18 protein-coding genes are annotated in these 21,195 nt (G+C 71.6%); 5 read left to right on the forward strand and 13 right to left on the reverse strand.

Annotated features, from left to right (window positions below; genetic code table 11):
- The first annotated feature begins 224 nt into the window (after positions 1-224).
- Positions 225-1,361 (forward strand): phosphotransferase, encoded by a 1,137-nt coding sequence (locus tag ACF1CT_RS16505; RefSeq protein WP_391784531.1) that lies wholly within the window; start codon positions 225-227, stop codon positions 1,359-1,361.
- A 102-nt stretch (positions 1,362-1,463) separates the two neighbouring features.
- Here the strand turns inward: ACF1CT_RS16505 and ACF1CT_RS16510 are convergent, their stop codons facing one another.
- Positions 1,464-2,795, reverse strand: a complete 1,332-nt coding sequence (locus tag ACF1CT_RS16510) for an N-acetylmuramoyl-L-alanine amidase (protein ID WP_391784532.1) — start codon at positions 2,793-2,795, stop codon at positions 1,464-1,466.
- Positions 2,796-3,192: 397 nt separating this feature from the next.
- Here ACF1CT_RS16510 and ACF1CT_RS16515 point away from each other — a divergent pair, with 397 nt between their 5' ends.
- Positions 3,193-5,406 carry a germacradienol/geosmin synthase gene (locus ACF1CT_RS16515; RefSeq protein ID WP_391784533.1) on the forward strand — a complete coding sequence of 738 codons (2,214 nt, stop codon included), beginning with the start codon at positions 3,193-3,195 and terminating at the stop codon, positions 5,404-5,406.
- On the opposite strand, the gene ACF1CT_RS16520 is transcribed toward ACF1CT_RS16515, so the two are convergent.
- The 6 genes from ACF1CT_RS16520 to ACF1CT_RS16545 all read right to left on the reverse strand — a co-directional run bounded on the left by ACF1CT_RS16520 (position 5,382) and on the right by ACF1CT_RS16545 (position 12,709).
- A complete protein-coding gene (locus ACF1CT_RS16520; protein ID WP_391784534.1) occupies positions 5,382-7,775 on the reverse strand; it encodes a glycoside hydrolase N-terminal domain-containing protein in 2,394 nt (797 codons plus the stop codon). The genes ACF1CT_RS16515 and ACF1CT_RS16520 overlap by 25 nt on opposite strands.
- A 162-nt stretch (positions 7,776-7,937) precedes the next feature.
- A complete protein-coding gene (locus ACF1CT_RS16525; RefSeq protein ID WP_391784535.1) occupies positions 7,938-8,438 on the reverse strand; it encodes a hypothetical protein in 501 nt (166 codons plus the stop codon).
- 302 nt (positions 8,439-8,740) lie between these two features.
- Positions 8,741-9,907 (reverse strand): thiolase domain-containing protein, encoded by a 1,167-nt coding sequence (locus ACF1CT_RS16530; RefSeq protein ID WP_391784536.1) that lies wholly within the window; start codon positions 9,905-9,907, stop codon positions 8,741-8,743.
- Positions 9,900-10,952, reverse strand: coding sequence for a thiolase domain-containing protein (locus ACF1CT_RS16535; protein ID WP_391784537.1), 1,053 nt, complete (start codon positions 10,950-10,952; stop codon positions 9,900-9,902). Before ACF1CT_RS16535 ends, ACF1CT_RS16530 begins: the two co-directional genes overlap by 8 nt.
- Positions 10,953-11,894: a Zn-ribbon domain-containing OB-fold protein gene (locus ACF1CT_RS16540; protein WP_391784538.1), complete on the reverse strand. Its 942-nt coding sequence runs from the start codon at positions 11,892-11,894 to the stop codon at positions 10,953-10,955.
- Positions 11,895-11,908: 14 nt separating this feature from the next.
- Positions 11,909-12,709: a crotonase/enoyl-CoA hydratase family protein gene (locus ACF1CT_RS16545; RefSeq protein ID WP_391784539.1), complete on the reverse strand. Its 801-nt coding sequence runs from the start codon at positions 12,707-12,709 to the stop codon at positions 11,909-11,911.
- A gap of 205 nt (positions 12,710-12,914) precedes the next feature.
- Here ACF1CT_RS16545 and ACF1CT_RS16550 point away from each other — a divergent pair, with 205 nt between their 5' ends.
- The 3 genes from ACF1CT_RS16550 (at position 12,915) to ACF1CT_RS16560 (ending at position 16,989) form a co-directional block, all read left to right on the forward strand.
- Positions 12,915-14,543, forward strand: coding sequence for an acyl-CoA synthetase (locus tag ACF1CT_RS16550; RefSeq protein ID WP_391784540.1), 1,629 nt, complete (start codon positions 12,915-12,917; stop codon positions 14,541-14,543).
- A 235-nt stretch (positions 14,544-14,778) separates the two neighbouring features.
- Positions 14,779-15,867 carry a nitrous oxide reductase family maturation protein NosD gene (locus tag ACF1CT_RS16555; RefSeq protein ID WP_391784541.1) on the forward strand — a complete coding sequence of 363 codons (1,089 nt, stop codon included), beginning with the start codon at positions 14,779-14,781 and terminating at the stop codon, positions 15,865-15,867.
- Between the two features lie 33 nt (positions 15,868-15,900).
- Positions 15,901-16,989: a methyltransferase gene (locus ACF1CT_RS16560; protein ID WP_391784542.1), complete on the forward strand. Its 1,089-nt coding sequence runs from the start codon at positions 15,901-15,903 to the stop codon at positions 16,987-16,989.
- An 82-nt stretch (positions 16,990-17,071) separates the two neighbouring features.
- Here the strand turns inward: ACF1CT_RS16560 and ACF1CT_RS16565 are convergent, their stop codons facing one another.
- From ACF1CT_RS16565 to ACF1CT_RS16590, 6 genes are all read right to left on the reverse strand, one after another.
- Complete coding sequence (locus ACF1CT_RS16565) at positions 17,072-17,404, reverse strand: TcmI family type II polyketide cyclase (protein ID WP_391784543.1); 333 nt, start codon at positions 17,402-17,404, stop codon at positions 17,072-17,074.
- Between the two features lie 87 nt (positions 17,405-17,491).
- Entirely contained in the window at positions 17,492-17,971 is a 480-nt protein-coding gene (locus ACF1CT_RS16570) for an SRPBCC family protein (protein WP_391784544.1), read from the reverse strand.
- A 1-nt stretch (position 17,972) separates the two neighbouring features.
- Complete coding sequence (locus tag ACF1CT_RS16575) at positions 17,973-18,230, reverse strand: acyl carrier protein (RefSeq protein ID WP_391784545.1); 258 nt, start codon at positions 18,228-18,230, stop codon at positions 17,973-17,975.
- 15 nt (positions 18,231-18,245) lie between these two features.
- Positions 18,246-19,496: a beta-ketoacyl synthase N-terminal-like domain-containing protein gene (locus tag ACF1CT_RS16580; protein WP_391784546.1), complete on the reverse strand. Its 1,251-nt coding sequence runs from the start codon at positions 19,494-19,496 to the stop codon at positions 18,246-18,248.
- Positions 19,493-20,761, reverse strand: coding sequence for a beta-ketoacyl-[acyl-carrier-protein] synthase family protein (locus ACF1CT_RS16585; RefSeq protein WP_391784547.1), 1,269 nt, complete (start codon positions 20,759-20,761; stop codon positions 19,493-19,495). Before ACF1CT_RS16585 ends, ACF1CT_RS16580 begins: the two co-directional genes overlap by 4 nt.
- Complete coding sequence (locus ACF1CT_RS16590) at positions 20,758-21,192, reverse strand: cupin domain-containing protein (RefSeq protein WP_391784548.1); 435 nt, start codon at positions 21,190-21,192, stop codon at positions 20,758-20,760. The genes ACF1CT_RS16585 and ACF1CT_RS16590 overlap by 4 nt, the downstream gene beginning before the upstream one ends.
- Positions 21,193-21,195: the final 3 nt, after the last annotated feature.

The following is a 21,195-nucleotide window of genomic DNA, read 5'->3' on the forward strand; positions in this document are numbered from 1 at the left end:
CCCCCAGGTTCTCGGCTGTGTTGACAGTAACCCCCTGTCAGATGCGTCGCGACTATTCGCCAGGGTTCGCCAGGGTTCGCCAGATGGTCTGCCACCCGCGCCCCGGTGTCAGGTAGGAAAGCGCCACCCCGCCCGGCAGCCCTAGGTACTCCCCAGGGTGCCGAACGGCCGCCGGCGGGGCGGCGCACGCAACTTGTCGGCGCACGAAGGGATCTGTCTCGCCCATGTACACAGCATCGTCCTCCGTGACCGCCCCGCCCCGGCCGCTTCGTCCCCTGGGGGCGGGCGGCGGACCGTACCTCGCTCCGCACGCCGCGGCGTCGGCGCCCGGGGCGGTCCGGCCGCGGCGACCGGTGGGGGTGGGCGGCGCGCCGCTCAGCGGACGGCTGGACCTGTCCGGTCCGCAGGGCGCCCAGCTGAGGATGGTGATCGCCTCGGTGCAACGGATCTGCCCGGAGTTCAACCCGGTACAGGTTCTGCGCCGCAGCGGCCGTTCGGTGCTCCTGGTCGGCTCCACCGGACGCACGACGGCGGTCGCCAAGTGCTTACTCGACCACTCACCCGCCTGGTCGGAGCGGTTCCGCCACGAAATAGCCGCATATCGCGCGTTCGTCCGGCACCGTCCGCCGGTACGGGCGCCCCGGCTCATCGCGGCCGACCCGGAGAACTGCGTCCTGGTGATCGAGCGGATGCCCGGCCGGGTGGCGGCGTTGACCCGGCACCCCTCGGAGGCACCGCCCAGGGCCGACGTACGGACCGTGCTGGGTGCGGTCGCCCGCGTCAACGCGTGGCGCCCGGCCCCCGGACTGTTCGACGCACCGCTGGACTACGCCTCCCGAATCGCCCGGTATCACGAGCTCGGGCTGTTCACCGATCGTGATCTCGGCGACCTGCAGAAGCTGTTGCACGGCCTGGCCCAGACGGGCGGCCGCCCGACGACATGGCAGTTCTGCCACGGTGACGCGCTGCTCTCCAACATCCTGTTGTCGCCCACCGGGCCGGTGCTGGTGGACTGGGAACACGCGGGCTGGTACCTGCCGGGATTCGACCTGGCGACGCTCTGGGCGGTGCTGGGTGACGCACCCGCGGCACGGCGCCAGATCAGCCAGCTCGCGCAGGCGGCCGGACCCGCGTCGCGCGACGCGTTCCTGGTGAACCTGATGCTGGTGCTGACGCGTGAGATCCGTACCTATGAGACGGCGGTCCAGCGGGCCATGCGCGAGCCGGTGCCCCCGGGCGCCGGCCAGGACCGGCCGGGCGCGCTCTCGTCGAGCGAGGAGCAGCGGTTGTTGCTGCGTCGCCTGCACGACGACTGCGCGATGGCCCGTCGGGCCGTTCGTGCCGCGGTCGGCACTCGCTGACCATTCCAGGGGGACACGCCGCGGGTCCGGTGCCGACACACCGGGCCCGCGGCGCTGTCGTGCGATGGGCCGTGACCGGAGTCCGCGGCGCGTCGTGCGCGCTCAGTGCGCGCGCACGATGTCCACGTCGGACGCCTTGACGAAGGCGACGCGGTGGCCGATCTGCACCGTCACGTACTTCTGCCCGCCCCGGAAGTACGCGTGGTCGAACGGGTGGGAGGAGTCGATCGTCGGGGAGTAGAAGTAGCCCGTGGGGGCCTCTCCGCCGCCGGGGTAGGACTGGCCGGCCTTGATCGTGTACGGGAGCGGCGAGCCCACCGGCCCGTCCCCGAAGCCTGCCGGGTACTCGGACTTCTCGGGGTACGCCACACCGTAGACCGGCACCTCGTCGTGTCCCGCCCGGGGCCTGACCACGTATCCGGCGGTGGGTGTGGTGGTCCGGGTGTGCGACGGGGTGCGGAACCACGCCTTTCGTCCGTACCACCAGATCGCCGTCCAGCCCGGCGCGCGGTCCGCGACGACGGCCTGCTGGGTGGCGCTGATCTTGCTGCCCCAGTCGGCGGCGCAGTTCGTGCCGGGCGAGCCGTCCGTGTGCAGACCGGGGTCGGAGAACAGCGGCGCGTCGGTGGACGGGGCGGTGTGGAGCGGGACGGCGCCGGAACCCTGCACGGGCAGGTCGACGCCCTTCTCGCAGTCCCGGAACGCCTGCTTGTTCTTCTTGAAGTCCGGGCTGAGCGTGATGAGTTCGCTGTTCTTGCGGGCGGTCGGCACGGTGGGCTCGCCGAGCAGCGCCATGAAGCGGTTCCAGTCCCAGTACGGGCCCGGGTCCCAGTGCATGTTCTTCGTTCCGGACGCGCTGGTCGGTGGCACGCCGTCGTGGCCGATGATGTGCTGGCGGTCGAGCGGGATGTCGTACTTGGCTGCGAGGTAGCGCACCAGCCGGGCGGTCGAGCGGTACATCTCGGGGGTGTACCAGGTGGCGCCCTCGACGGCGACGCCTTCCTGTTCGATGCCGATCGAGTGGCTGTTGACGTACCAGTTGCCCGCCTGCCAGGCGACGTCCTTGTTCTTCACCATCTGGGTGACGTGGCCGTCCGCCGAGCGCACCACGTAGTGGGCGGACGCCTGCTTCAGCGGATTCCGGAAGATCTCCAGGGTGGTGTCGAAGTCCTCCTCGGTGTCGTGCAGGACGATGAACTTGATCTTGTTGGTGTGGGGCCGGTCGGAGGTGTCGTAGTTCCCGTACGTCTCCTTGTCGGCCGGATCGCCGGTCTGTTGGTAGGCCGCCGGTACCCAGTCGCAGGCGAGGGAGCGCGGGCACTCGGGCCGCACCTCGTCCGCGCCGGCCTGTGTGGTGGGGCTGAGCAGTGCCATGCTCAGCGCGCCGACCGTCGTCATCGCGACCGCGAGTCCGGTCCTCTGCTTGGACGTCATGACAACCTTCCCTGGAGACGTGCGTGGAGCCGTGCGTGCGTGGAGCCGTGCGTGGTCCGATCTCGCTGTTCCGTGGTGCGCGCACACTCTCCGACCTGAGATGACAGCACGTCAAGAGTGCGGCGGACCCGGCGGATCGAGCCAGTGGACCAGACCACTGGCACCCTCTTTGACCTGCGGAGGGAAGACTCCGGGGCAATGGCGGCGGCGCCTGGTTTCCACTGGTTCCGAAGGGACGGGGCCGAAGGCCGGCGCACGGGGACACGCCTCACCCGGGACGACCATTTGTGTGACTAATCCTTCTTGTGCGTACCCCGATCGGCGGCAGGGTAGGGCTCGCGCGGACAACCGGTTCGTGCGGCCTGCGCACGGCGACATCCCGAAAGGCCCGACACACATGGCTCAGCCCTTCACCCTGCCGGACTTCTACGTCCCGTATCCGGCGCGGCTCAACCCCCATGTCGAGGAGGCGCGGCGGCACACCAAGAAGTGGGCGCGCGGCATGGGAATGCTGGAGGGTTCGGGCATCTGGGAGGAGAGGGACCTCGACTCCCACGACTACGCGCTGCTGTGCGCGTACACCCATCCCGACTGCTCGTCCGAGGCGCTGTCGCTGGTGACGGACTGGTATGTCTGGGTCTTCTTCTTCGACGACCACTTCCTGGAGCTGTTCAAGCGGACCCCCGACCGCGAGGGCGGCAAGCGGTACCTGGACCGGCTGCCGGCCTTCATGCCGATGGAACGCGGGGCGCCGATGCCCGAGCCGACGAATCCGGTCGAGGCGGGTCTGGCCGATCTGTGGGCGCGGACGGTGCCCAGCATGTCCGACGCCTGGCGGGCCCGGTTCGCCGAGGCCACGAAGAACCTTCTCGACGAGTCGTTGTGGGAACTCGCCAACATCAACGAGGGGCGCATCGCGAACCCCGTCGAGTACATCGAGATGCGGCGCAAGGTGGGCGGTGCGCCGTGGTCGGCGGGGCTCGTGGAGTACGCGGCGGGTGCGGAGGTCCCCGCGGCGGTGGCCGAGGAGCGCGCGCTGCACGTGCTGCGGGATGCCTTCTCCGACGCCGTGCACCTGCGCAACGACCTGTTCTCGTACCAGCGGGAGGTCGAGGACGAGGGCGAGAACAGCAATGGCGTACTGGTGCTCGAACACTTCCTCGGGTGTTCCACACAGGAGGCCGCCGAGGCGGTGAACGATCTGCTGACCTCACGGCTCCAGCAGTTCGAGAACACCGCGCTCACCGAAGTCCCCCCGCTGTGCGTGGAGAAGGGCCTCGACCCGGCCCGGACCGCGGCGGTTCTCGCCTACGCCAAGGGCCTGCAGGACTGGCAGTCGGGCGGGCACGAATGGCACATGCGTTCCAGCCGCTACATGAACGACGGCGGCAGGGCCGGGGGCGCGCCCGTCCCCGGCATGGCCGCCGCGTCGATCGTGCTGACGGCCCGCTCGGAGTCGGCCCGGCTGCGCAGTCACACCCATGTGCCGTACCAGCACGTCGGCCCGTCCCTGCTGCCCGACTTCGATCTGCCGTTCGGTACGACGCTCAGCCCGCATCTGGACGGGGCACGGGTCCGGATCGTCGACTGGTCGCGGCGGATGGGGATCCTGGAGGCCCAGCCGGGCGTACCGGGCTCGCACATCTGGGACGAGGAACGGCTCGTCGCGTTCGACCTGCCGTTGTGCGCGGCGGGACTGCATCCGGACGCGACCCCGGGGGAACTGGATCTCTCCTCGCAGTGGCTGACCTGGGGAACGTACGGCGACGACTGGTTCCCCGTGGTGCACGGGCGGGCCCGGGATCTGGCGGGGGCCAAGCTCGCCAATGCGCGCCTCTCGCTGTTCATGCCGCTGGACGGGGGCGGGACGCCCGAACCGGTGAACGCGCTGGAGCGGGGGCTCGGCGATCTGTGGTCGCGGACCTCGGCCCCGATGGACGAGGCCGCGCGGCGCGCGTTCCGCAAGGCGGTCGAGGACATGACCGCGAGCTGGGTGTGGGAGCTCGCGAACCAGGTCCAGAACCGCATCCCGGACCCGGTGGACTACGTGGAGATGCGGCGCAGGACCTTCGGCTCCGACCTCACGATGAGCCTGTGCCGGCTGGGCCACGGCCGGAAGGTGCCGCAGGCGATCTACCGCAGCGGCCCGATGCGCTCGCTGGAGAACGCGGCGGCGGACTACGCCTGTCTGCTCAACGACCTGTTCTCGTACCAGAAGGAGATCGAGTACGAGGGCGAGGTGCACAACGGCGTCCTGGTGGTGCAGAACTTCTTCGGGGTGGACTATCCCACCGGCGTGGAGATCGTGTACGACCTGATGAAGTCGCGGCTGCGGCAGTTCCTGCACGTCGCCGAGCAGGAACTACCGGTGCTGTACGACGACTTCGAGCTGGGGGCGGAGGCGCGGGAGACGCTGGCCGGGTACGTTCTCGAACTGAAGCACTGGCTCGCGGGCATCCTGATCTGGCACCGCGACTGCCGTCGCTACCGGGAGCAGGATCTGCGCCGGGGCACCGCCACCCCGGCGCGCCTGAGCGGACCCACCGGGATCGGTGTGTCGGCGGCCCGGGTGACGGCGCTGTTCGCTCAGCTCTCGGGCAGCAGCGTGTAGCGCCCTCCCGCACGCGCGGTGAAGACCCTCTCGCCGCTCGCGAACAGCGTGCTGCGGACGGTCGCCTCGCGGCTGCGGCCCGCCGTGATCACCACACGGCGGGCCTGCCCGGCGGCCCAGTCGATGTCGACGGTGAAGCCGCCCCGGGCGCGCAGTCCGCGTACCGATCCGTCCGGCCAGGCGGCCGGGAGGGCCGGGAGGATCTCGACGGTGCCGTGGTGGCTCTGCAGCAGCATCTCGGCGATGCCCGCGGTGGCTCCGAGGTTCCCGTCGATCTGGAACGGCGGGTGGGTGTCCCAGAGGTTGGGCAGGGTGGAGTTCCTGAGCTGTTCCGCGAGCATCCGGTGGGCGTGGTCGCCGTCCCGCAGTCTCGCCCAGAAGTTGATCTTCCATGCCCTGGACCAGCCGGTGCCGCCGTCGCCGCGCGCCCGCAGGGAGACCTCGGCCGCCTCGGCCCACTTCGTGCCGGGTTCGATCTGCCTGCCGGGGTGGAGGGCGAAGAGGTGGGAGACGTGGCGGTGGGTGTCGGCCGGGTCGTCCCGGTCGGCCTTCCACTCCTGGAGCTGGCCCCAGGATCCGGTCCGCAGTCCGGGGTCGAGCCGGGCGAGGGCCGACTCCAGCCGGGTTCGGAAGGCGGGCGCGTCACCGAGGGTGCGGGCGGCCTCCAGGGTGTTGGTGAACAGGTCGTGGACGATCTGCTGGGACATGGCGGCACCGGCGGTGAAGTCGCCGTGCTCGGGCGAGTAGCCGGGGGTGACGACGAGGAGTCCGTCGCGCGGGTCGGTACGCAGGTTGGCCAGCCAGAACTCGGCCGCCTCCTTCATCGCGGGGTAGGCGGTGGAGCGCAGGTAGCCGGTGGAGCCGCCGAACCGGTAGTGCTCGTACATCTGCTGGGTGAGCCAGGCGGCGGCCTCGGGGAACCAGAAGGCGGTGGACCAGTCGTGGACGCCGGTGAAGCCGTACGGGTTGGTCTCGTTGTGCACGACCCAGCCGTCCGTGCCGAACATCTCCTCGGCCGTTCTCCGGCCGGGGGCGCGCATCGCCTCGACGCAGCGGTCGTACGGTGCGGTGGTCTCGGGGAGGTTGGTGACCTCGGCGGGCCAGTAGTTCATCTGCAGGTTGATGTTGCCGTGGTAGTCGGCGGACCAGGGCGGGGTGGTGGAGTTGTTCCAGACGCCCTGGAGGTTGGCGGGCAGGGAGCCGGCCCGTGAGGAGGCGATCAGCAGGTAGCGGCCGTACTGGAAGAACAGTGCCGCCAGGGCCCGGTCGGCCGGGCCCGTGCCGTCGGTGTGTTCGGTGAGCAACCGGTCGGTGGGCAGGTCGGGCAGGGGCGGCGCGATGTCGAGGGAGACCCTGTCGAAGAGGGCACGGTGGTCGCGCACGTGGGTGTCGCGCAGTTTCTCGTACGGGGCGCGGGCGGCACGGTCCACGGCGGTGGTGACCGCCCGGTGCGGATCGTCGCCGCGGTAGCCGGGGTAGCGGTCGGCGTAGTCGGTGGCTGCGGCGAGGACGAACCAGGCACGGTCGGCGCCGCGGACGGTGAGCGTGCCGTCCGCGCCGGGGGTGACGGTGCCGCCGTGGGTCCGGACCCGGACCTGGGCCTCGAAGCGCAGCCCGTTGTCCTTCAGGGCGCCGCGGACGGTGAGCCGGTCCCGGTCGGCGGTGAGTGTGTGGTCGTCACGGGGCGAGGTGTGCCGCAGGGTGAACGACACCTGCCCGGGGCGGTCCGCGGCGAGGTGCCCCACGACGACCCGGTCCGGGTGGGAGACGAAGAACTCCCGTGTGTGGACGGCCCCTTGGTGGGTGTAGGTGACGGAGGCAAGGGCGTTGCGCAGGTCGAGGGTGCGCCGGTAGGCGGCGTCGGGAGCCTCGGGGGCGTCCGCCAGGTCCAGCCACAGGTCGCCGAGGACCTGGTAGGAGCCGTAGCCGCGGCGCGGCTGGCCGAGCCGGGTCGCGACGGTGTCCGGATCGAGGGCGCCCCGCTCGTCGAGCCGTTCCCGCACCTCGGCGAGGGCGCCCGGCCGGGGTGTGGTCCAGTTCCCGAAGTCGTAGCCGTCCGAGGAACCGGGGCCACCGGTCCACAGCGTCTTCTCGTTGAGGGTGAGCCGCTCGGAGGCGAGGGTGCCGAACACACTCGCGCCGAGCGCGCCACCTCCGAGGGGAAGCGACTCGCGTTCCCAGTCGGTGGCCGGGGCGCTGTAGCGCAGTGTCAGGTCCGCTGTCGCGCGGCTCGCACGGTCCGATCCCGGCGGCTCCGTCGATTCATCGGAGGTGCCGACAGCCTTCGCCGTGCCCGAGAGGGCGGGAATTCCCAGCGCAAGAGCGCCTGTTGCACCTATCGCTGTCTTCACCGTGGTACGTCGAGTCATCCCGGAAGTCATGCGGGCGACGGTAAAGGTCCGACGAATGGGCGACAAGGCATACGGCGGAGCGGCCTCTTGGACGGAGGTCGCGAGTACCTGGACGCTTGCGCGCCGACGCGCCCCTCACACCGTGCGGGCGGAGGGCGCGGGCATCGGCGGAGGGACGTTTCAGCCCTGCTGGAACAGCTCGGCGGGCAGGGGCTTCAGCAGCGTGTACAGATCGTCGGTGATCGGCCGGTCCCAGCTGGCGATGGTGACGAGCACGCCGTCGCTCCGGTCGAACTGGACGCAGGAGATCCGGCTCTCGGAGAGCTTCACGCGGCGGACGATCAGCAGGTTGTCGCCCTGCATCACCGGCATGTCCTCGGTGCCGGTGACCTCGACCGGTTCGTCGTTCTCCAGCGCGAGCAGCAGCTGGGCGACCTCGAACGGGGCCTGGCCCTCCTCGGTCTCGCGGGCGGGCGAGCCCTCCGGGAGGTTGCCGATGATCATCGCGGGGCCCCGGCCGCCGAACAGGTCGTAGCGCAGGAAGACACCCTGGCAGCTCCCGTCCGGCGCGGGCAGCAGTCCCGCGCCGAGGTTGCCGGGCCAGTCTCCCGGGTCCATGGCCAGGACGTCGAAGTCGGGGCCCGCGGGTGTGGCTGCACTGCGGCGGCGGAGGAAGGACATGCGGACATCGTACGTGGCCCGGCTCACGTCGCGGAGCCGGGTCCGGGCGCACCCGTCCCGCGGTACGGCCCGCCGGACCGGCCGGACGCCCTGTCGGACCGGTGCCCGCCGTGTCGCTCCCGCGGCCCGTCGTCTCCGGCATCGGGACGGCCTCCGCGCCCGGGGCCGGGGCCGTCGTGTCGCGGCCCGGTTCCGCGTCGGTGCGGGCCGGTGACACGGCGGCGGTGGGCCGTCCGGGTGGTTCGGGCCGTCGGGGCGGCACCGCGGCCGGGTCCTCCCCCGGATTCCGGTCGGCCCCGCGATCAGTTGCCGGGGGGCTCCGCTCCCACCAGCCACATGGAGAAGAACTGTGCCCCGCCGCCGTAGGCGTGGCCGAGCGCCTTGCGCGCCCCGTCGATCTGGTGCTCGCCGGCCCGTCCCCGTACCTGCAACGCGGCCTCGGCGAAGCGGATCATGCCCGAGGCGCCGATGGGGTTGGTGGAGAGCACGCCGCCGGAGGGGTTCACGGGGAGGTCGCCGTCGAGCTCGGTGACGCCGGACTCGGTGAGTTTCCAGCCCTCGCCCTCGTCCGCGAAGCCGAGGTTCTCCAGCCACATCGGCTCGTACCAGGAGAACGGCACGTACATCTCCACGGCGTCGATCTCCCGGCGCGGGTCGGTGATCCCCGCCTGCCGGTAGACGTCGGCGGCGCAGTCCCGGCCGGCGCGCGGGGAGACGAAGTCCTTGCCGGCGAAGAGCGTCGGCTCGCTGCGCATCGCGCCGCCGTGCACCCAGGCGGGTGGGTGCGGTGAACGGTCCGCTCCGGCACGGTCGGTGAGGATCATCGCGCAGGCCCCGTCGGAGGACGGGCAGGTCTCCGAATAGCGGATGGGGTCCCAGAGCATCGGGGCGGAGCGGACCTTCTCCAGGGTGATGTCCGGGTCGTGGATGTGTGCGTACGGATTCTTCAGCGCGTTGCGGCGGTCCTTGTACGCGACGAGCGAACCTGTCGTCCCGGGTGCGCCGCTGCGCCGCATGTAGGCCCTCACGTGCGGGGCGAAGAAGCCGCCCGCCCCGGCGAGCAGCGGTTGCTGGAAGGGGATCGGGAGCGAGAGGCCCCACATGGCGTTCGACTCGGACTGCTTCTCGAAGGCGAGGGTGAGGACGGTGCGGTGCACCCGCGCGGCGACCAGGTTGGCGGCGACCAGCGCGGTGGAGCCGCCGACCGAGCCCGCGGTGTGCACCCGCAGCACGGGTTTGCCGACCGCGCCGAGCGCGTCGGCGAGGTACAGCTCGGGCATCATCAGGCCCTCGAAGAAGTCGGGGGCCTTGCCGATGACGACGGCGTCGATGTCCGCCCAGGTCAGCCCGGCGTCCTCCAGGGCCCGGAGGGCGGCCTCGCGGACGAGTCCGGCGATGGAGACGTCCCGGCGGGCCGAGACGTGCTTCGTCTGGCCGATGCCGACGACGGCCACGGGCTCCTCAGGCATGAGCGCTCTCCCCTTCGAGTACGGCGACCAGGTTCTGTTGCAGGCAGGGCCCGGAGGTGGCGTGGGCGAGCGCCCGGTCGGACTCGCCGCGGTGGATGCGCGCCGCGGCCTCGCCGAGCCGGATCAGACCGGCGGCCATGACCGGGTTGGCGGCGAGGGCGCCCCCGGACGGATTGACGGTGACGGTGCCGTCGAGCCGGAGCGCCTTGCGCAGCACCACTTCCTGGGAGGTGAACGGGGCGTGCAGCTCGGCGGTGTCCACGGGGCGTTCGAAGACCCCGGCCCGTTCGGCGGCGAGCCGGGTGGACGGCGACTCGGTGAGTTCGCGCACCCCCAGGCTGTGGGCCTCGACGCGGTGGTCGATGCCGCGGATCCAGGCGGGGCGCGGGCACAGGGCCCGCGCGGTGTCGTCGGCGGCGAGGATCACGGCCGCCGCGCCGTCGCCGACGGGCGGGCAGTCGCCGGTGCGCAGCGGCCCCACGACGTAGTCGCCCGCCGGGACCGGTCCGGTGAGCTGGGCGTGCGGGTTGTCCGCGGCGGCGGTGCGGCTGCGGGCGGCGATCGCGGCGAGTGCGGCCTCGTCGGTGTCGCCCGCGTCGATCAGCGCCTGGGCCTGGAGTGCGGCGAGCGCGACGGAGTCCGGCCAGAGCGGGCCGACGTAGTACGGGTCGAGCTGGCGGGTGAGGACGTCGCGTACGGTGCCGGGTGAGGACTTTCCGTAGGAGTAGACGAGCGCGGTGTCCGCCTGTCCGGTGCGGATCTTGACCCATGCCTCGTACAGCGCCCAGGCTCCGTCCATCTCCACGTGGGACTCGGAGATCGGCGGGTAGGCGCCGACCCCGTCGAGCGCCATGGTGAAGGAGAAGGCGCGGCCCGCGAGGTAGTCGCTGGAGCCGGAGCAGGTGAAGCCGATGTCCCCGGCCACGAGGCCGGTCGCGTCGAGGACCCGGTGGAGCACCGGCATCAGCATCTCGACCTCGGAGAGTTCGTCGGTGCGCCGCAGGTGATCCGTCTGGGCGAAGGCGACGATCGCCACGTCTCGCATCTACAGCAGCTCCTTGTACGTGTCGTAGTCGGCGTCCGGCTCCCCGGTCGGCCGGTAGTGGTCGGGATGGCGTCCTTCCCCGGTCCAGACGGGTTCGACCCGCAGGCCCATGCGCACCCGGTCGTAGGGGATGCCGCCGATCCGGGCGTGCAGGGCGAGGTCCGCCCCGTCGAGGGCGACGTGGGCGTAGACGTAGGGGACCTCGATGTCGAGGTTCCGGGCCTTGATGTTGACGACGCAGAAGGTGGTGACCGTGCCGCGCGGGCCGGCCTCGACCCGTTCGGTGGTGGCGACGCCGCAGGTGGGGCAGGCGCCTCGGGGCGGTACGTACACCTTGGCGCAGGACGGGCAGCGTTCCCCGACGACGCGGTGCTCGCGGAGCGCTTCGAGGTACGCGGTCTGGGCGCGGCCCGGTGTGTAGCGGTAGTCGAGCCGGGCGGGGGTGACGATGCCGTGCACGGGGTCGGTGAACTCGCCGCTGTGCGGGGCGCTTTCGCCCGCCTCGCCCTCGTACGGCTCGAAGCAGGCGATGTCCGTGATCGCGCCGGTGCGCTCGGCCGCCCAGCGGATCCGGACGCGCATGCCGGTGCGGACGGCGCCGGGGCCGGGGGCGTGCAGGGCGTGCAGCAGGGAGGTGTCGGCGCCGTCGAGCCGCACCAGGATCCAGGCGAAGGGGGTGTCGAGCGGCTGGCCGGGACGCGGGGCGGGGTTCCAGGCCCAGGTGGTGACGGTTCCGGTGGGCGCGACCTCGGTCAGGTCGCGGATCTCCGCCGCGGTGACGGGGTCGTACTCGACGGGCGGGACCAGGATCTTTCCCGCCTCGGTGCGGACACCGAGGACGGTGCGTTCGCGCAGTCCGGTGAGGAAGGCGCTCTGGACCGGTCCCAGGGAGCGGGTGAAGGGGAATTCGACCACCAGGGGTGCGCTGAGGATGTCGGGCACGGTTGCCTCCGTGTTCAGGAGCGCCGGTAGACGGGCGGGCGCTTCTCGGCGAAGGCGCGGGCGCCTTCCTTGGCGTCGTCGGTGGCGAAGATCGGCCACCCGCGTTTCAGTTCGGCCGCGAGGCCCTCGGTCTCGGTCAGGTCGGCGCTCTCGTACACGGACGCCTTGACGGCCTCGACGGCGAGCGGTCCGCAGGCGTTGATCCGCTCGGCGACGTCGAGGGCCGTTTCCAGGGCGGTGCCGTCGGGCACGACGCGGCCGATCAGCCCGATGGCGGCGGCCTCCCCGGCGCTGTAGGGGCGTCCGGTGAGGAGCATTTCGAGCGCGTGGGTGCGGGCGATCTGGCGCGGCAGCCGCACCGTGGAGCCGCCGATGGGGAAGAGACCGCGCACGACCTCGAAGAGTCCGAAGGTGGCGCCCGCTCCGGCGATCCGGATGTCGGTGCCCTGGAGGATCTCTGTGCCGCCCGCCACGCAATGGCCCTCGACGGCGGCGACGACCGGTTTGCGCGGGCGGTGGTGCCGCAGCATCGCCTTCCAGTGCAGGTCGGGGTCGGCCGTCATCCGGTCGCGGTACTCCTCGCCCGCCATCCCCGTGCCGGCCAGGGCCTTGAGGTCCATTCCGGCGCAGAAACAGCCACCGGCGCCGGTGAGGACGATCGATCGGACCGTGTCGTCCGCGTCCGCGGCCAGCCAGCCGTCGTACAGCCCGACCAGCATCGGCAGCGACAGGGCGTTCTTCGCCTCGGGCCTGTTCAGGGTGAGGACCAGTGTGGCGCCCTCGCGCCGCACGGTGAGGTGTTCGGTACCACCCATGGTTCGCCTGCCTCCCGTCTCACGACCTGGCGGCCCTCCGGCGGGCCCTGCCGGTCGCGGCACTGGAACAGGTTGCAGTAGGCGGAGGACCAGTTCAATAGTTTTCTGACAGGTAGTCAGATTTATTCGGCGGCGCCCTTCCCACTTGCGCCTCCCGGCGCTCTAATGACGCCGTGTCAGTCAGCAGCCGGGGTCAGGAGGAACGGTGGAGTACAACCTTGCCGACCTGTTCGAGTCGGTCGTCGACGCGGTCCCGGGACGCGAGGCGCTCGTCTACGTCGACCATCCCGGTACGGGTGCGGAACGCCGGCTGACGTACGCGGAGCTGGACGCGGCGGCCAACCGCGTCGCCCACCACCTGCTGGACAGCGGGATCACCGCCGGTGAACACCTGGGGCTGCACCTCTACAACGGAATCGAGTACCTCCAGACGTTACTTGCCTGCCTCAAGGCCCGTATCGTCCCGGTCAACGTCAACTACCGCTATGTGGAAGATGAGTTGGTCTACCTCTACCGGGACGCGGATCTGGCGGCCCTGGTCTTCGACGCCGAGTTCGACGACCGGGTCCGGGCCGCCGCCCCGAAGGCCCCGGCCCTGCGTCACCTGATCCGGGTGGGCGGGCCGCCGGCGGGCGCGGACGGCCCGGACGCCGTGGCGTTCACGGACGCGGAGGCGGCGGGGAGCCCGGGGCGCGGTTTCCCCCGGCGTTCGGCCGACGACCAGTTCATCATCTACACGGGGGGCACCACCGGCATGCCCAAGGGCGTGATGTGGCGCCAGGAGGATCTCTTCTTCTCCGGCCTCGGCGGGGGCGCGCCGACCGGCGAGCCGGTGAAGTCCCCGCAGGAGCTGGCCGAGCGGGTGGCCGCGGGCGGGGACGGGATCACCTTCTTCCCCACTCCCCCGCTGATGCACGGGACGTCGACGCTCACCGCGTTCATCGCCTTCAATTTCGGCCAACGGGTGGTCGTCCACCGCAAGTTCGTACCCGCCGAGGTGCTGCGGACGATCGAGAGGGAGAAGGTCACCAGCGTCTCGCTGGTGGGCGACGCGATGCTGCGGCCGCTCATCGACGCCCTGAAGGGACCGCTGAGGGGCACCGACTGCTCGCCGTTGTTCTCGGTCTCCAGTTCGGGCGCGATCATGTCGGACTCGGTGCGCGCGGAGTTCCAGTCGCTGGTGCCGTCGGCGATGCTGCTCAACAACTTCGGTTCCTCGGAGTCCGGTTTCAACGGCACGGCGACGGCCGACTCGGGCCCCGAGAGGGGATTCCGGCTCCAGGTCAACTCCCGAACGGCCGTGGTCGATCCCGTGACGCTCGAACCGACCGCCCCCGGCGAGCCGGGGCGGATCGCCCAGTGCGGCCATGTGCCGCTCGGCTACTACAACGATCCGCGCAAGACCGCCGAGACCTTCTTCCACCGGGGCGGGCAGCGCTGGGTCCTGCTCGGCGACATGGCGACCGTGGACGCGGACGGCATCGTCACCGTCCTCGGCCGGGGCTCGCAGTGCATCAACACCGGGGGCGAGAAGGTGTACCCCGAGGAGGTCGAGCAGGCGCTGAAGGCGCATCCGGACGTGTACGACGCACTGGTCGCCGGAGTGCCGGACGAGCGGTGGGGCAGTCACGTCGCGGCCGTCGTGCAGTTGCGCGAGGGGGCGGCCGAGCCCTCGCTCGACGACGTGCAGACCCACTGCCGGTCCCGGCTGGCGGGCTACAAGGTCCCGCGACGGCTGGTGATCATCCCGCGAATCCGGCGCTCCCCGAGCGGCAAGGCCGACTACCGGTGGGCCCGCGCGGTCGCCGCCACCGGGCGCGACCACGAGGACTGAGACCCGGTACCGGGGCCGGAGCACGCCGGCCGGCCCCCGGGCACCCGAACGGCCCCGCCCGGGACCGCCGGGCGGATGGACCGTGACGACCGGAGCCGATCCGGCGAAGTGCCGCGGCAGGACGTCCGCCTCCGGCGCGGGGCGGCGGGCCCGCCGTGAGCCATTGCGGCTATGCCGGGTACCCGACCGCTCACCCTATGTGGCAAAGGGGGGAAATCGCCCATAGCTTCGGCACATGAGAAACCGACACCTCAAGGCCCTGGTCCCGGTCGCGGTCCTCTCGACCGCGGGACTCGGGGCGTCCATACCCTCCGCCTCGGCCACGAGCCCCCATGTGGTGCGGCCGGGCCAGTCGATCCAGAAGGCGGTGGACGCGGCGGCGCCGGGTGACACCGTCGTCGTCCAGCCCGGCACGTACCGGGAGACGGTCCTGATCACCAAGCCCGGGCTCACCCTGCGCGGCCACGGCGACCGGACCGTCATCCGTCCGCCCGACAAGCAGGCGCCGGGCGCGGCCGCCGACGGCTGCGCGAAGGCCGGCAGCGGCATCTGCGTCCTGGGACGGTCCGGCCGGACCGTCGACAACGTGACCGTCGACTCGCTGACCGTCTCCGGCTTCCGGAAGCACGGTGTGTGGGCGTCCTGGACGGACCGGTTGTCCGTGCGACGCGTGACCGCCGACCACAACGGTGTCTGGGGCATCGCCCAGGAACGCTCCACCCGGGGCTCGTTCACGGGCAACACCGCACGCGCCAACGGCGACGCGGGCATCTTCGTCGCCAACTCCGTCGACGAGGAGGGCGGCGCCACCGACACCCGGGGCACCGAGCTGCGGGAGAACACACTGACGGACAACCGCATAGGCTTCACCGCCAGACGCGTCAGGAACCTCTTGGTCCACGACAACACGTTCACCGGGAACTGCAGTGGTGTGTTCGTGGTGGGCGACGAGGGGAAGCCGCAGGCCGGAGCCATGACGATCCGGGCGAACCGGATCACCGCGAACAACAAGTACTGCGCCAAGACGGAACGGCTGCCCGCCATCCAGGGCGCCGGCATCGTACTGACCGGCACCGTCGACACCCAGGTGCGGGCGAACACGATCACCGACAACGTGGGCGCCACGCCGATGTCCGGCGGCGTCGTGCTGTTCAAGAGCTTCGTGGGCGCGAAGAACACCGGCAACACCGTCAGCGGCAACGTCACGCTCGGCAACAAGCCCGCCGACCTCGCCGACGGCGACCCCGGCAAGGGCACCACCGGCAAGAGCAACACCTTCACCACCAACGTCTGCGCGAGGTCCGCACCGGCCGGGATGTGCTGACCGGCGCACCCGCACGAGGAGAAGCGATTCAGCATGACCACTGTGAGTTCCACCCCCGCCCCCACCCCCGCCTCGACCACCGTCCACGCCGCCGTCCCGCATCCCGTGGCGACCCCGCAGCCGGCCATGCAGCTGCGCGAGATCGTCTTCGGGGCGGCCCGGGCCGCCGCCGTGCGCGCCGCGGCCCGCCTCGGCGTCGCCGACGCGCTGGGCGACACACCCGCGGACGCGCAGGAGCTCGCGACGCTGGTGGGAACCGAACCGGCGCCGCTGCGCAGGCTGCTGCGCGCACTGTCCTGCTGCGGGATCTTCGCCGAGACACCGGACGGACGCTTCGTCCACACCGAGATGTCCCGGCTGCTGCGCGAGGACGACCCGCACAGCCTGCGCGACATCTCGCTGTGGTGCACGGAGCCCTGGACCTGGGAGGTGTGGCCCCGTCTCGACGAAGCGGTGCGCACCGGCCGCAGCGTCTTCCCGGACGTGCACGGCAAGGGCTTCTTCGACTACCTGCACCAGGACGCCCATGAGTCGGCGCAGATCTTCAACCGGGCCATGACCACCTCCAGCGTGCAGTCCGCGCTGGACGTCGCCGAACTCCTCGACCTCACCGGGGTGTCCCGCGTCGCCGACATCGGCGGCGGCCAGGGTCACGTCCTGGCGAGTCTGCTGGAGAAGCACCCCTCGCTCCGCGGCACCCTGATGGACCTTCCGGGCGTGGTGGCGCGCGCCGACGCCCGGCTGCGGGACGAGGGGGCGCTCGTCGGCCGCACCCGGATCGTGGCCGGGGACTGCCGCGAGGCCATCCCCGTCGAGGCCGACCTGTACATCATCAAGAACATCCTGGAGTGGGACGACGACAGCACGCGCCGGACCCTGCGCAACGTGGTCGCCGCGGCCCGCCCCGGGGCCCGGGTCGTCGTCATCGAGAACCTCGTCGACGACAGCCCCTCGATGCGGTTCACCACCGCGATGGACCTGCTGCTGCTCCTCAACGTCGGCGGTGCGAAGCACACCACGGAGAGTCTGGTCGGCCGGATCTCCGGCGCCGGTCTGACGATCGACAGGATCGTGCCGGTCAACGCCTACCTGCACGCCTTCGAGTGCGTGGTGCCGGGCTGAGCCAGCCGCGCGAACGGGGGAGTGCCCCGGGTCCGGCCGTTCGGCCGGACCCGGGGCGCTCCCCCGTTCGGTCCGCGCGGGGCTACCCGGCGCTCTCCCGTTCCCACCGGTAGAACTCGTGGGCCATGGCGTCCTTGGGGCTGCGCCAGGTCTCCGGGTCGTACGCGCTCACATAGGTGCTGAGCCTGTCGCTGATGGCCTTGAACTCCGGATGCCGCGTCACCTTGGCGATCTCGGGGCCGGGCGGGCGCTCCGACTCGATGAGATGCAGGTAGACGTCGCCGAACTGGAAGAGCTTGCGCCGGGTGACGCCGACGAGGTGCGGCAGTTCGGTGCTGTCGGAGGCGGCGAACAGGTCGGCGATGTCCGGTGCCGAGCCGGGCGCCATCCGGGCGACGATCAGGGCGTGGTGCATCGTTGCGGGCCTTTCTCGGTCCCGGCCCGGCACCCGGGTCGTGACCGGGTGCCGGGCCGTGTGTGTGCGGGGAGGGCGGGGCCGGGGTCAGCCGGCTGACACCGAGGCGGTGCGGCGCCCGCGGGCACGCTGCTCGATCTTGTCCCGGATGAGTCCCATCTGGACCTTGGAGTTGCGGTTGATGTTGTCGGTCATCCACGCGTCGTCGACGGGCGCGTCGGGCCGCATCGCGAAGTCCTGGGTCCAGTGCATCCTCGTGCCGCCGGGGACCTCCGAGTACTCCCATCGGATGTCCATGTGCTGGAACGGGCCCGGCTCGACCCGACGGGCGCGGACCGTGCGGGCGGCACGGTCGACGGTGCGCTCGGAGACCCAGCTCCAGACCTTGTCGTTCTCGTCGGGGTGCATGGTCAGGCGGAACTTCGTCCGGTCGCCGTCGCGTTCGACGATCTCGACCGCGGCGTACTCGCTGAACAGGTCCGGCCAGTTCTCCAGGTCGTTCGTCACGTCCCAGACCAGGTCCAGGGGCGCGGCGATGGTGATCTCGTTCTCGGTGTGTCCGGGCACGTCAGGCTCCTTGCATGAGGCTGTTGTTGACGAGGTCGAGGAATTCCCGTGGGGTCTTGCAGCGGTCGGCGTCGGTCGGCAGCGCCCTGCCGTGCCGGTTCTCCAGCACGCCGACGATGCCGAGGAGGCCCAGCGAGTCGAGGCCGAACTCGTCGAAGGCGATCCCGGGGCGCTGTTCCATCTCGCGCGGGTCCACGGTGAGCCCGGCGCCCTTCTTCATCAGAGCGGCGAGTTCGGCATAGGTCAGTCGGTCGGACATGAGTACTTCTCCTTCTCACGAGGGGGTGTCGGTGGAGGCCCGCAGCACCATCGCCGCGTTCGAGCCCATGAGCCCGCGGCTGAGCACCAGCGCCGTCCGCAGCTCGGCGGGGCGGGCGCTGCCGGTGACGACGTCGAGGTCGTGGCAGACCTCGTAGACGTTCGGCGTGGGCGGTATCAGGGCGTTCTCCATGGAGAGCACGGCGGCGGCCGCGTCCAGCACCGGTGCTCCGCAGTAGGCGCGGCCGGTACCGGACTTGGGCGCCGTCACCGGGACCTGCCGGCCGTGCGCGCCGAGCGCGTCGGCGATGGCGAGTGCCTCGGCCCGGTCGGCGGCCGGTACGCCGAGCGCGTCCGCGAAGACGACATCGATCTCGTCCGGTGCGCAGTCGGCCTCGCGCAGCGCGCCGATGATCGCCTGGGCGAGTCCCTCGCGGGACTCCTCCCAACGGGCCGCGCCGGTGAAGGTGGCGGCGTGCCCGGCGACTTCGGCCCGGACCCGGGCCCCGCGCCGACGGGCCGACTGCTCCTCCTCGACCACCAGCATGGCGCCGCCCTCGGCCGGGACGAAGCCGCAGGCGTCGGAGGTGAACGGCAGGTAGGCGCGGTTCGGTTCGTCGCGGGTGCTCAGGTCGGCGTAGCCGAGCTGGCAGACCACCGAGTAGGGCGCCAGCGGGGCCTCGGCCGCGCCGACCACCACCGCCTCGGCCCCGCCGCGGATCGAACGGGCGGCGTGTGCCAGCGCGTCCAGACCGCCCGCCTCGTCGCTGGCCACGACCGCGCACGGCCCCTTGAAGCCGCCGCGGATCGAGATCTGGCCGGTGCTGGCGGCGTAGAACCAGGCGATGGACTGGTACGGACCCACGTAGGTGGGCCCCTGCCCCCACAGGCGTTGGAGTTCACGCTGACCGAACTCGCCGCCGCCGGAACCGGCCGCGGTCACCACACCGACGTCGAACGGCGCGTCCTCGTAGTCGGCGCGGCCCAGCCGGGCGTCGTCCAGCGCGATGTCCGCGGCGGCCATCGCGAAGTGGGTGAACCGGTCGGTCTGGACGACGAAGCGCTCCTCGATCAGCTCGGCCGCCTCGAAGCCCCGTACCTCGCCCGCGACCCGCAGCGGAAGGTGCTCGCACCCCTCGCGGGTGACCCGGTCCAGGACGCTGATCCCTTCGTGGGTCCGTTTCCAGAACGCCTCGGTGCCGGTTCCGTTGGGGGCGACGACACCGATGCCGGTGACGACGGTGCGCCGCGTTCTGCGGGTTCTCATGGTGTCCTCCCACCTGTTCGGCTCAGGGCCACCGCGGACTGGAATCCGCCGAAGCCGCTTCCGACCGAGAGGACGTTGCGCAGCTTCAGCGGACGGGCGGTGCGCGGCACGTAGTCGAGGTCGCACTCCGGGTCCGGGGTCTCGTAGTTGGCCGTCGGCGGCACCGTCTGGTGGACCAGGGCGAGCACGCAGGCGGCGATCTCTATCGCCCCGATCGCCCCCAGCGAGTGGCCGACCATGGATTTGATCGAGCTCATCGGCACTTCGTGGGCGTGCGCGCCCAGCGCCCGCTTCACGGCGGCCGTCTCGTGCCGGTCGTTCTGCTTGGTGCCCGAACCGTGCGCGTTGACGTAGTCGATCTGCGAGCCGTCGAGACGGGCGTGGCCGAGTGCGCGGTCGATCGCCTCGGCCATCTCCAGCCCCTCGGGGGTCAGCCCGGTCATGTGGTAGGCGTTGCCGAACGTGGCGTAGCCGGTGATCTCGCAGTACACGGTCGCGCCGCGGGCCCGGGCGTGCTCCAGCTCCTCCAGGACGAGCACCGCGCCGCCCTCGCCCATGACGAACCCGTCACGACGGGCGTCGAACGGCCGGGAGGCGTGCTCCGGGTCGTCGTTGTTGGGCGAGGTGGCCTTGATCGCGTCGAAGCACGCCACGGTGATCGGGGTGATCGGCGAGTCGGACGCCCCGGCGACGCAGACGTCAGCGCGGCCCTCCTCGATGGTCTGGAAGGCGTAGCCGATGGCGTCGAGGCCGGAGGTGCAGCCCGTGGACACGGTCTGCACCGGTCCGTGCGCGCCCACCTGTTCGGCGACCGCGGAGGCCAGGGTGCTGGGCGAGAAGGCGCGTTCCAGATGGGGACCGGCGGGCCGGTGGTCGACGTCCCAGCGGGCTCCGCCGGCGCTGACGGCGACGTAGTCGTGCTCCAGCCGGGTGGTGCCGCCGACCGCGGTGCCCAGCGACACCCCCACGCGCCAGGGGTCCTCCTTCTCCGGGTCGAACCCGGCGTCGGCGAGGGCCTCCCGGGCGGCCACCATCGCGAACTGGACGTAGCGGTCCGCCCGGGCGACCTGGTCGGCGTCCAGCCCGTGCGCCACCGGGTCGAAGTCGCACTCGGCGGCGATGCGGGAGCGGAAGCCGGTGGGGTCGAAGAGCGTGATGCCGCGGGTCGCGGTCCTTCCGTTCGCGAGAAGGTCCCAGAAGGCCGGTGCGCCGATGCCACCGGGCGCGACGACACCGACGCCGGTGACCGCCACGCGTCGGGTCATGAGGGGGCCTCCGTCCGCTCCGGCGGCATGACGCGCTCGGCGGACCCGGTGTGTTCGGTGTCGACGTGGCCGAGTTCCGGGCGCGGGGCGAGCGGGCCGAGATGGAAGACCATGCGTGCCTCGACATCACCGACGTTGCGGAACCTGTGACGTACGTGGGGAGGGATCAGCAGCCCCTGGTCGGGCCGCATCCGGTACGGCTCGTCGTCCAGGTCCACCTCCAGCAGGCCGTCGACGACGTACACGAACTCCTCGGAGTACGGGTGGTAGTGCTCGCCGATGCGGTCGCCGGGCTGGACGATGGCCAGCCCCATGAAGCCGCTCGTGGCTCCCACCGCCGTCGGGGTGAGCATGGCGCGGAGGTCTCCCCCGCGCCTGCGGTTGGGCTGCGTCTCGCTGAGGTCCACGATGCGTGGCCGGTGCGTGGTCATGTC

It is taken from the genome of Streptomyces sp. NPDC014734, assembly GCF_043083325.1.
GTDB lineage: Bacteria > Actinomycetota > Actinomycetes > Streptomycetales > Streptomycetaceae > Streptomyces.